Source organism: Kitasatospora setae KM-6054 (assembly GCF_000269985.1).
GTDB classification, from domain to species: domain Bacteria; phylum Actinomycetota; class Actinomycetes; order Streptomycetales; family Streptomycetaceae; genus Kitasatospora; species Kitasatospora setae.
Map to the genome: position 1 here is coordinate 1,031,419 of NC_016109.1, position 10,109 is coordinate 1,041,527.

7 protein-coding genes are annotated in these 10,109 nt (G+C 77.0%); 3 read left to right on the top strand and 4 right to left on the bottom strand.

All coding sequences use genetic code 11. From position 1 onward, the window contains the following. Window positions 1-14: 14 nt before the first annotated feature. A complete protein-coding gene (locus KSE_RS04505; protein ID WP_014134087.1) occupies window positions 15-701 on the bottom strand; it encodes a maleylpyruvate isomerase family mycothiol-dependent enzyme in 687 nt (228 codons plus the stop codon). Window positions 702-1,408: 707 nt separating this feature from the next. On the opposite strand from KSE_RS04505, the gene KSE_RS04510 reads away from it, so the two are divergent. Both KSE_RS04510 and KSE_RS04515 read left to right on the top strand, forming a co-directional pair. After that, window positions 1,409-2,512 carry a hypothetical protein gene (locus tag KSE_RS04510; protein ID WP_014134088.1) on the top strand — a complete coding sequence of 368 codons (1,104 nt, stop codon included), beginning with the start codon at window positions 1,409-1,411 and terminating at the stop codon, window positions 2,510-2,512. Between the two features lie 365 nt (window positions 2,513-2,877). Next, window positions 2,878-6,354: a DUF4132 domain-containing protein gene (locus KSE_RS04515; protein WP_014134089.1), complete on the top strand. Its 3,477-nt coding sequence runs from the start codon at window positions 2,878-2,880 to the stop codon at window positions 6,352-6,354. Window positions 6,355-6,394: 40 nt separating this feature from the next. Here the strand turns inward: KSE_RS04515 and KSE_RS04520 are convergent, their stop codons facing one another. Then, window positions 6,395-6,931: an AAA family ATPase gene (locus tag KSE_RS04520; protein ID WP_014134090.1), complete on the bottom strand. Its 537-nt coding sequence runs from the start codon at window positions 6,929-6,931 to the stop codon at window positions 6,395-6,397. Between the two features lie 138 nt (window positions 6,932-7,069). Between KSE_RS04520 and KSE_RS41950 the strand changes: the two genes are divergently transcribed. Continuing rightward, window positions 7,070-8,002 carry a hypothetical protein gene (locus KSE_RS41950; protein ID WP_014134091.1) on the top strand — a complete coding sequence of 311 codons (933 nt, stop codon included), beginning with the start codon at window positions 7,070-7,072 and terminating at the stop codon, window positions 8,000-8,002. A 19-nt stretch (window positions 8,003-8,021) separates the two neighbouring features. Here the strand turns inward: KSE_RS41950 and KSE_RS04530 are convergent, their stop codons facing one another. Together KSE_RS04530 and KSE_RS44230 are read right to left on the bottom strand one after the other, a co-directional pair. Continuing rightward, complete coding sequence (locus KSE_RS04530; protein WP_014134092.1) at window positions 8,022-8,819, bottom strand: GNAT family N-acetyltransferase; 798 nt, start codon at window positions 8,817-8,819, stop codon at window positions 8,022-8,024. Between the two features lie 126 nt (window positions 8,820-8,945). Then, window positions 8,946-9,965: an antibiotic biosynthesis monooxygenase gene (locus KSE_RS44230; RefSeq protein WP_014134093.1), complete on the bottom strand. Its 1,020-nt coding sequence runs from the start codon at window positions 9,963-9,965 to the stop codon at window positions 8,946-8,948. Window positions 9,966-10,109 lie beyond the last annotated feature (144 nt).

Genomic DNA, 10,109 nt, shown 5'->3' on the forward strand with positions numbered 1-10,109 from the left:
CGGCCGCCGGGGGCTCAGGGCACCAGCGGTCCGGCCAGCACCGCCAGCCCGGCCGCGCGGTCGCCGGACCAGTGCAGTTCGCCGGTGTCGCGCGGCTTGCGGCCCCACAGGGTCAGCAGCAGGTCCTCGGCGGTGCCGGAGACCTCGGCGACCGGCTCGCCGGGGCCGTACGTCCAGGACCGGCCGAGGTCGGTGGCGGTCAGTCGGACGGCCCGCTCGGGTGCGGTGGCGGCGCCGCGGGTGACCATCCGGCCCGCCATCACCTCGAAGACCTCGGCGACGCCGTCGGCGGCGAGTTCCGGGTCGAGCGGGCGGGGCGCGCCGAGCGCGTGCGCGGCGTCCCAGCGGTGCACCAGGGTCTCCTGGGCGCGGCGGCGGCGCCAGAAACCGACCGTGTGCGGCGGGAAGAACGTCCACGCCTCGGTGTCGGGGTCGGCCGACAGGGCCTCCACCAGGGCGTCCGCGCTCTGCGCGTACCAGGCCCGGAGCGCGGCCGGGTCGGCGGGCGCGGCGTCCTCGTCGTAGCGGTCGCCGCGCTTCTCCCGGACGGCGGCGACCACCCACAGGTTGCCCGCCCCCATGTGCCGGGCGAGGTCGGTCAGCGTCCAGTCGCCGCAGTGCTCGACGGAAGCGGTCAGGTCGCCGTTCAGCAGCGCGCCGAACTCGTCGAGTTCGCGCCGGAGTTCCACCAGATAGTCCACCCGCGCCACGATACCTCCCGGCGGGTCCGGAACCCGCTGGTGGTCCGGCACTCGGGCGGGCGGTCGGGCCGGCGGTCGGTCGGGCGGCCGCGCGGAGCTGCCGGTGGTGCGAGGCGGCGATCTCGCGGGCGACCCGCAGGCCGTCCGCGCCGCCGAACCGCTCGGTGAACCGGAGGCGTCGACCTCCGGATGGGTGGGTTCCGGCGCCGGTTTCCGGCCGCTCCGGGCCCGCCCCGGGCCCGCTCCGGGCGGGGGTGGCGGGGCGGGCGCGGCGGGCGGGCCGGGTGGGGCGGGCCGGTGGGGGTGCTGGGGATGGTGGGCGGTCGCGGGGCGCGGGGGGCCGGCCGGGGATCGGCCGGGTTCCGCCGGGGCCGGGCGGCTCCGGGGGCTGGGCCGCCGGGGGGCGGCGCTCCTAGCATGTGAGTCGCCGCCGGGGGCCGAAGTCCCGGGCGGCCGGGCGCCGTTGCAGCCGGCGCCGATCGGACAGCACCGGACGCCTCGGTTTTCCGTGGCCGCGTCCGGGTTCCACCGCGCACCGCGGCGCCGCCGCGGTGACGTCGGGCTCCCCGCTCCGAACCGTTCGACCCGCCCGGCATCGGCACGGCACCGTCCCAGGACGGCCGTTCCCCCTGCCCCGGGCGGGAGTTCTCAGCGCACGCCCCGCACGCAGTCGGCACCTGTCCCCCACCACCCCTGGAGTCACACCCATGGCCGTCCGCTCCGCCCTGTCCGCGCGCAGACCTCTGCGCCTCGTCCCGCTCGTCCTGGCCCTGCTGGCCGCCCTGCTGGCGGTGGCCGTCCCGGCCGCCGCCCCGGCGCACGCCGCCGTGCCCGACCGGTGGGGTTTCGCGTACCTGGACAACCCGACGCCGCCGCCGGGCTACGTCCCCGACCCGAGCCGCCAGTGGGGCAGTTGGCCCACTCCGGCGAGCAACCCGGTGAAGGTCGACCAGGTCTCGGCCGGCGGGTACGTGGTGCACTTCCCGCTGATCGGCGGCCCCGGCGGCATCGCGCACGCCACCGCCGTGAACCGCACCGGCACCTGGTGCCAGATCCAGGGCTGGGGCACCGTCGGCACCGGCCTCGACGTCAAGGTCGCCTGCTACGACCCGTCCGGCGCGCCCGCGCCCTCGGCGTTCACCGTGCTGTTCACCAGCAGCAGCGGCACGCCCACCACGCCCGGCAACTACGGCTACCTGTACTCGCTGCCCTCCGGCGCGCTGGTCACCCAGTACAACTCGGCGGGCGGCGCCAACCTGTCCAGCCACGGCTCCACCGGCATCTGGAAGGCCTGGCTGCCGAACCTGGGCTCCTCGGTCGAGGTCGGCAACGTGCAGGTCACCGCAGTCGACTCCAGCCAGGGCGCGCGCTGCAAGATCGCGAACTGGTACCCGGCGAGCACCGGCCAGACCTTCCTGGTCGCCTGCTTCGACGCCGCCAACGCGCCGTACGACACCGCCTGGACGCTCAGCTACTCGGTCAAGCGGGCCGTGCACGGGCCCGCGCTGCCGCCGAAGTCCTTCGGCTACCTCTGGTACAACGGCTCGGTCCCGGCCGGGACGAACTTCAACTCGGTCGGCGGCGTGAACAGTTGGAGCATCGGCGTGCCGTCCTCCGTGGTGCTGCCGGGCGTCGCCGTCCCGTCCGACCACGCCCAGGTCACCGCGTACGGCAGCGGCCCCGGCTGGTGCCACCTCGCGCAGCCCTGGCTCCGCAGCGGGAGCACCGTGCAGCTGACCCCGCTCTGCTTCAACCCCGGCGGCGCCCCCGTCGCGGCGCCCTTCCTGCTGGCCTACACCTCGGCGTTCTGACCCGCTGAGGGCCGGTGACCCCGGCACCGACGGCCCCGGCACCGCCGCACCCGGCGGTGTCGGGGCCACTGGCTAGTGCCGCGTCAGGCAACCTTTGCCGTCAAGGAGCGGCTCCCCCAGCCCCAAGGGGGGCTGGGAGGTGCCCCCTTGGTGCGTGCTATCGGCGTGCCGGCCGGAAGTCCTCGTACTGGATGTACTTGGGCTTTCGTCCGGTGCGGCGAGCGGGCCCCTCCTGCCCGGTGGCGGGCAAGGAGGGCGCGTGCCGGGCGTCGCGACGGGCGAAGGTTGCCTGACGCGGCACTAGGGTGGGCAGCGACGTTGGTCGGCCGGTGGGTACGCCAGAGGGTACGGGTGCGGGAGGCGCGGTGCTGCGGCAAGGGGAGACGGACGAGGACGCCTTCGCGTGGCCGGCGGCCTGGGGGGCGCTGGTGGTGCCGCGGCGCGGGGGCGGGGCGGTGTCGTCCGCCGAGTGGCCCGGGCGCGCGGCGGTGGCCGCCGAGGACGCGCTGACCGCCGAGCACCGCGAGTGGATCGACCGGGTCTGCGGGTCCCCGCACTCCGACCCGGCGCTGGTGCGCGCCGCGCGGGCCTACCTGGACGGCGCGGCGGACCCGCTCGGCGCGGCCTGCGTCGCCTCGATGCTGCCCCCGCTGTACGAGGAGGGCGCGGCGGGCGGGGCGCTGCTGGTCGACGCCTGGACGGCGCGGCACGGCCTGGTGTTCGCCGTCCGCGCCGCGGTCGCCTCGCTGGAGGTCGGCCACGCGCACGCGTGGCCGAAGTGCGCCGCCGAACGCCTGCTGCCGGGGAACCCGGACTCGCCCACGTTCGGCCGGGAGCAGGCCAAACTGCTGCGCTGGGCACGGCACTTGCTCTCCACCGCCGCCGAGCCCGAGTACCTGGCCGCCCGCGCGGCGGCCGGGGAGCTGCGCCCCGGCGGGCGACTGCACCGGGCGGGCGCCGGGTTCCTCTTCCCCGAGGTGCCGGGCTGGGTGGACGAGTGGATCGCCGAGCTGCCGCAGGAGCGGCGGGACCGCTCGCTGTGGGCGCTGCTGCTGTCCGCGCTCGGCGAGCGCGCGCAGGCCGAGCGGCTGGCCGTCCGGACGGCCTGGTTCTCCTGGGACGCGGCGACGGCGGCGACCGTCGCGGACGGCCTGGGCACCGGCGCGGTGCCGCTGCTCGCCCGGGCGCTGCGCCGGCTGGACAGCGGCGACGACGCCCGCCGGCTCGCCGCGCTGCTGCTGGAGTTCCCGAGCGACGAGGCGATGCTGGCGCTGCTGGAGCGGGCCGACGACAAGTCGGTGGCGCCGGTGCTGTGGGAGGCCGTGGAACGCTACCCGGTGCGCGGCCTGCGGCTGTTGGCGGCGGCCGCGCGAGAGGGCGGGACGACCGGGACCGCCGGGAGCACGTGGACGACCGCCCGGCACCTGCTGGACCGCCGACTGCGCGGCCTGGCCGGGGAGTCGGAACCGCTGCTGGCCCGACTCGACACGCGGACGGCCGCGTTCGTCCGCGCGCTGCCCGCCGCGCGTCCCGCCGGACCGCTCGCCGCCGAAGCGGACTGGCCCGCCGTGCTGGCGTCTCCGCCCTGGGAGCGGCCCCGGCCGACCGGACGGCCCCGGGTGGTGACCGGGCCGGCCGTCGACGAGTCGACCGAACTGCGCTGGCTGCCGGGCGAACAGGAAGCCTGGGCGGTCCCGGCCGACCCGGACGAGGACCTGTGGGGCGACCCGACCGGCACCGGCCCGACCGGCACCGGCCCGGCGGAGACCGACTGGGCGGCGCTCGCGCGGGAGGCGTTCTCCGGCAGCGGCATGTGGGCGGCCTGCCGGCTGCTGCGGCGGGCGCCGGTCGCGGAGCTGGCCCCGTTCCTGGTCCGCTGGCGGCCCGAACTGATCTACCAGGGCGTCGATTCGCTGCGCCCGGTGCTCGCCAAGTACGGCGTCTTCGCCGTACCGGTGGCCCTGCACACCGCCCGGCTGCGGCCGACCCAGCTGGCGCCCCTGCTGCTGCCGGTGCTGGACGTGGCGGCGGCGCGGCTGATGGCGGAGGGCCTGGTCACCCTCAAGTCGGTTCGCACCACGGCCGGTTCGTGGTTCGCCCGGCACGGGGTGGCGGGCGCCCTGCTGCTCGTCCCGGACGCGGTGGGCACCCCGGGCCGTCCCCGGACGGCGGCCGAGCAGGCGCTGCGCCTGGTCGCCGCGCGGACCGGCCCGGACGCGCTGACGGCGGCGACCGCCGAGCGGTACGGGGCGGAGGCGGCGCAGGCCGTCGCGGCGGTCCTGGCGGTGGATCCGCTGGTGGCCGCGCTGCCCGCCCGGCGGCCCGAACCGCCGCACTGGCTCGACCCGGCGCTGCTGCCGCCACTGCCGCTGCGGGCGGGGGCGGACTCGGGGGCGGGGGCGGAGGCCGGTGCGGAGGCCGGCGTCGGCGCGGAGGCCGGCGTCGGCGCCGTGCTGCCGGAGGCCGCCGTGCGGCGGGTGCTGGCCATGCTGGCGCTGTCGAAGCCGGGCGCCCCCTACCCGGGGCTGGCACTGGTCGCGCGGGCGTGCGGGGCGGAGGCGTGGGAGGCGTTCTGCTGGGCGGTGTTCGAGGAGTGGCGGCTGGCCGGGATGCCCGCCGCGGAGAGCTGGGCGCTGTCGCTGCTCGGCGAGTTCGGCGGCGACGAGACCGCCCGGCGGCTCGCTCCGGTGCTGCGACTGTGGCCGGGCCAGCAGGCGAGCCGGCGGGCGACCGAGGGGCTGGACGTGCTGGCGGCGATCGGCACGGACACCGCGCTGACCGCCCTGCACGGCATCGCCCAGCGGGTGCGCTTCGCCGGGATCCGCGCTCGGGCCGGGGAGAAGGTCGCCGAGGTGGCGCTCCAACTCTGCCTGACGCCGGACCAGTTGGCCGACCGGCTGGTGCCGGATCTCGGCCTGGCCGCCGACGGCACGGCCCGGTTCGACTACGGGCCAAGGGAGTTCACCGTCACCCTGGACCCGCACCTGCAGCCCTGCGTGCTGGACGCGGCGGGCAGGCGGCGCGCGTCGCTGCCCACGCCCGGCGAGCGGGACGATCCGGAGCTGGCCCCGGCCGAGCGCAAGCGGTACGCGGCGCTGAAGAAGGAGCTGCGCACCGTCGGGGCCGAGCAGATCGCCCGGCTCGAAGCCGCCATGATCGACGAACGTCCTTGGGGTTCCGATGAGTTCAGGTCGCTGTTCCTTGCCCATCCACTGCTCGGCCGGCTCGGGCAGCAGTTGCTGTGGACCACCGGCCGCGGCGCCGCCCAGGCGGCGGGGGCGTTCCGGGTCGCCGAGGACCGCACCTTCGCCGACCTGGACGACAAGCCGTTCGAGCTGCCCGCCGACGCCACCGTCCGTCTGGTCCACCCGGCCCGGCTCGGCGGCGACCTGACCGGCTGGGCGGAGCTCTTCACCGACTACCTGCTGGTCCAGCCGTTCGCCCAACTCGGCCGCCCGGTCAGGTCGTTGACACCGGAGCAGGCGGCCGGGCACCGGCTGCCCGGGTTCGAGGGGCGGATCGTCGGCTACGAGGCGGCGCAGGAGCTGGTGCGGCGCGGGCGCGACTGGGTGCGCGGGCCGCAGGAGCTCGGCGCCGCCGGATCGGCGGTCTACAAGCGGCTGCCGGACGGCCGGTACCTGAGCGTCACCCTGGCCCCCGGGCTGCACGGCGCCTCGATCACCACCCAGCCCGACCAGGTCGTGCGCGAGGTCTGGTTCGGCACCCGGCCCGGCGAGTACGCCCCGGGCGACGGGCACGCCCGGCCGCTGGCCGGGCTGGACGCCGCCGCACTCTCGGAACTCCTGGTCGAACTGGAGGAGTTGACCGGCGCGACGCTCTGACCGGCCCCGCCCGCTCGGGCCGTGGCCTTGGCCTTGGCCTTCAGGAGCGCACGCCCAGGAAAGCCAGCGCGGTCGAGACGTTCGGCTCCACCTCGACCGTGCTGTCCAGCACGAGCCGCAGCGGTTCCGGCTCGCCCGGCCGGGCGGCCGGCCAGGGCTGGTACGCGGCCCGCAGCCGCTGGACCGCCGCCCAGCTCGGCTCCGGGAAGCCCGCGATGCCGCGCCGGCGGCCCGCCAGCCGGGCCCGGTGCAGGTCCTGGTCCGGGCAGACCACCTCCAGGAACGCCACCGGCACGCCGTGCCGGGCGGCCAGCGCGCGCCACTGCGCGCGGGCCGCCTCCACCGCGTTGACGGCGTCGACGACCACGTGCTGGCCGAGCGCCAGCACCCCGTCCGCGACCGCCTCGGCCACCACGTACGCGGCCAGGCCGGTCGGCTGGTCGGCGGCCACCCCGGCCCGGCGCATCGCCGCCTCGATCGGGTCCACCGACACCACGGGCGCCGCCAGCCGGCGCGCCAGCGCCTGGCCGACCGTGCTCTTGCCCGCACCGGGCAGGCCCGCCATCGCGATCAGCATCTGTCCGCGCCCCCTCGTCCGTCCGCGCGTCCGTCCGTCCACCCTGTTCGGCGTGGTCTTGACAAGCGGGATTTCTCCGCACCCGAGCGTATACGGCACTTCCCAAGGCGCGCCGGGAATCACTAAGGTCTGGATGTCGTGGACAAGGGTAGATCCGGTGACGAACTGTGGGACGAGTTCGTCAAGGAATTCGAGAAGAACAACGCCGTCAAGGAACCGAGTGCCGCCGAACGCGCGCGGCAGTCGCCGCAGCAGTCCGGGCAGGCGGAGGCGTCGAAACCGCGCCGCTCGACCCGCAGGGTGCTGATACCCCTGGTGGTCGGCCTGCTGGTGATCGGCGGCGCGGGAGCGTACGCGTTCGACTCGGCCCGCTCGGATTCGGGGACGGGGGCGGCGGCCGCACCGGCCTCGTCCGCGCCCGCCGCCTCCGCCTCCGCTTCCGCCTCCTCCTCGGCGGCCGCCGCCTCCCCGAAGGCGACGCCGTCGGCGAAGGCGTCGCCCTCGGCGAAGGCCGCGGCGCCGTCGTCCGGCGCGCTGAGCGGGGCGATCCCGCTGTCGGTGTTCCCGCAGCAGGTGCAGGGCTACACCCTGGTGGCGAAGCAGGAGAACCCGGTCTGCACCGGGGCCGAGACGGTGAGCCCGACACTGGCCGGGCTGATCACCCAGGGCGCCGGCTGCGCCGGCATCGCCCAGGCGCTGTACCGGGACGCCGCCGGCAACCAGTACAACCTGGCGCTGTTCACCATGGTGGACCCGATGGACTCCATCGACCTGGTCAACCGGCTGAGCGGCGTGCGGGAGCCCCAGGTCGCCGTCCTGCTCCCGCCCAAGACCTCGGGGCTGACGGCGCTCGCGGCCGACAGCGGCATCGTGCAGAACTTCGCGGTGCACGACCACGGCATGCTGATCGGCATGGCCCAGTGGGCCGACGGCCGGACCGCGGACTACAACGAGCTGGTCACCCTGCTCGTCCCACTGACCCAGGCCGTCGAGAACCGGATCCCGCTCGGCACCGACACCGCGGGCACCGGGAGTTCCTCCCCCTCCGCACCGCCCAACCGGACGGTGTAGCACGGCCCTCGGCCGTCGCTCAGCCCAACCGGACCACGTAGACCGGCTCCTGGCCGAACCCGGTGAAGCCGTTGCGGCGCAGGATCGGACCGGAGGTGTCCGGATTGGCCTTGACCAGGGCCAGCCGGGCACCGTTCGCCACCCCGTACGCGAGGCGGGCGCCCAGCAGTTCCCGGTAGACCCCCCGCCCGCGCCAGGACGGGACGACCACGCCGCCGGTCAACCGGGCCACGCCGTCGACGAGTTCGAGGCTCGCGGCGCCGACCGGCGTGCCGTCCGCGTACGCGACGAGGGTGCCGCCACGGCCCGCCGGGACGCTCGCCCCGCCGCGGGCCGCCGCGTCCTCGTACCAGGCGGCGGGCGGGAGTTCACCGCCGAAGCCGATGACCTCGATGGCCGCGGCGTCCCGCGCGGTGGCCGGGTCGCGCACCCAGCGCAGCTCGGTCGCGGCCCCGGACGCGGCCCCGGACGCGACGGTCGGCGGTGCGCCGGCCGAGAGGTCGGCGGCCAGGATCTCCAGTCCGAGCTTGACCCGCCCGCCGCGCGCGGCGAGTTCGGCGCCCAGCCCGGGCGGGTCGCCGATCAGCACCTGCCAGTCCAGCACCGGCGGCCCGAGCGTCCGGGCCAGCGCCAGCACGGCGTCCACGGCCGCACCGAGCGGGCCGGTCGGGGTGAAGGAGACCACCGACAGGTCGAAGGCGTACCGGTCGGGCAGCCGCAGCACGGTGCACGTCCCGTCCGCGAAGACCTCGGCGTCGTCCGGCCGCCACACCCAGGCCGCGCCCGCGGCCGCCACCTCGTCCGTCGTCAGGTTCATCCGGCCACGCTAACCGGCTGCACCGCGGCCGAACGGTCGGTGCCCGCACTGTGGCAGAACCATGACGATCTTCGCGCCGCGCCGCGCGGCGCCCGCGCTCGGGGCCCGGCGCTCAGGACCCGGTGCTCAGGACCCCGTGGCCCGGTCCCCGACGTGGGCGGTGTGGACGGCGTGGCCGTAGGCGCCCTCGGGCCGCCGGGCCAGCAGCGGGGCGACCCGGCGGGTGGCGGCGGCGACCGGCTCGGAGCGGGTGGTCGCGTCGTGCGCCGCCTGGTCGGTCCACAGCTGGGTCAGCCAGACCGCGTCCGGGTCGTCGAGCGCGGTGTTGATGCTGTACGCGACCAGCCCGCCGGACTCGCCACCGGCCCGGAGCCCCTCCAACAGCGCCGCGACCAGCTCGTCGCGCCGACCGGGCAGCGCGGTCAGCCGACCGTAGACGCTGAACTTGCCTTCACCGGACACGCGTTCGCCCCTTCGACCGATCGATCCGTCCCCGGCCGAGCCTAGCCCAACCCCCGGGCCGCCCGGGCCGCCTGGAGCCGTCAGAGCGGACCGGCGGCCGGACCGGCCTCCCGGTCGAGCCGACCATCCGCCGTCAGGCCGGGGTGCGCGCCGCGGACGCCGCCGCCGGTGTGCAGGGCTTCGGCGACCTCGTGCAGGTAGGAGGCCGGGGCAGGGGTCGGTGAAGTCCCCGCCGCCGGAGTGGCCGGCCCAGCCGGCCCAGCCGAGCCGGCCGTGCTCCGGGCCGGGGCGCAGGTCGAGGACGTGGGCGCGGCCGTCGGCGGTCTCGGCCCAGGGCAGCCAGTCCGGGTGCCACCAGGGCTCGTCGTCCCGGGGACGGACGGCCAGGCCGTCGTTCTCCGCCGCGACGTCCATGCACATCCGCCAGTGCCCGGCGATCCCGGCCCCGCTCAGCGGGGACTGCTCGGGCAGCAGCGTCGCCCACTCGCGCACGCCGTCGTGGCAGCCCAGCGACTCGCGCAGCTCGGCCGGCAGCGGCCGGCCCAGCACCCGCTCCGCCGCGGCCGGCGCGCCGGGAGTGGCGGGCGGGCGCAGCAGCGCGAGCGAGGCGGGCGCGTGCCGGGGCGGCCAGGCGTCGATCCGCCGCCAGGAGGCGGCGACCGGCGGGACCGGGGGCTCGTTCATGGCGCCCGTCCTGCCCGTCCCGGCCCTCCCTGAGCCTCTCCCCCGAGCCTCTCCCCCGTGCCCTGCCACCGGGGGCGCTGTCGGTGGCGGCCGGTAGCGTCGGTACGTGGTGGACGGTCCGGCCGGGGCGAGGAGCCCGGGTGC

Coding starts and splice junctions, on each gene's coding strand:
- KSE_RS04530 (WP_014134092.1), bottom strand. CDS start 8,819: ATGAACCTGACGACGGACGAGGTGGCGGCCGCGGGCGCGGCCTGGGTG.
- KSE_RS44230 (WP_014134093.1), bottom strand. CDS start 9,965: ATGAACGAGCCCCCGGTCCCGCCGGTCGCCGCCTCCTGGCGGCGGATC.
- KSE_RS04520 (WP_014134090.1), bottom strand. CDS start 6,931: ATGCTGATCGCGATGGCGGGCCTGCCCGGTGCGGGCAAGAGCACGGTC.
- KSE_RS04510 (WP_014134088.1), top strand. CDS start 1,409: ATGGCCGTCCGCTCCGCCCTGTCCGCGCGCAGACCTCTGCGCCTCGTC.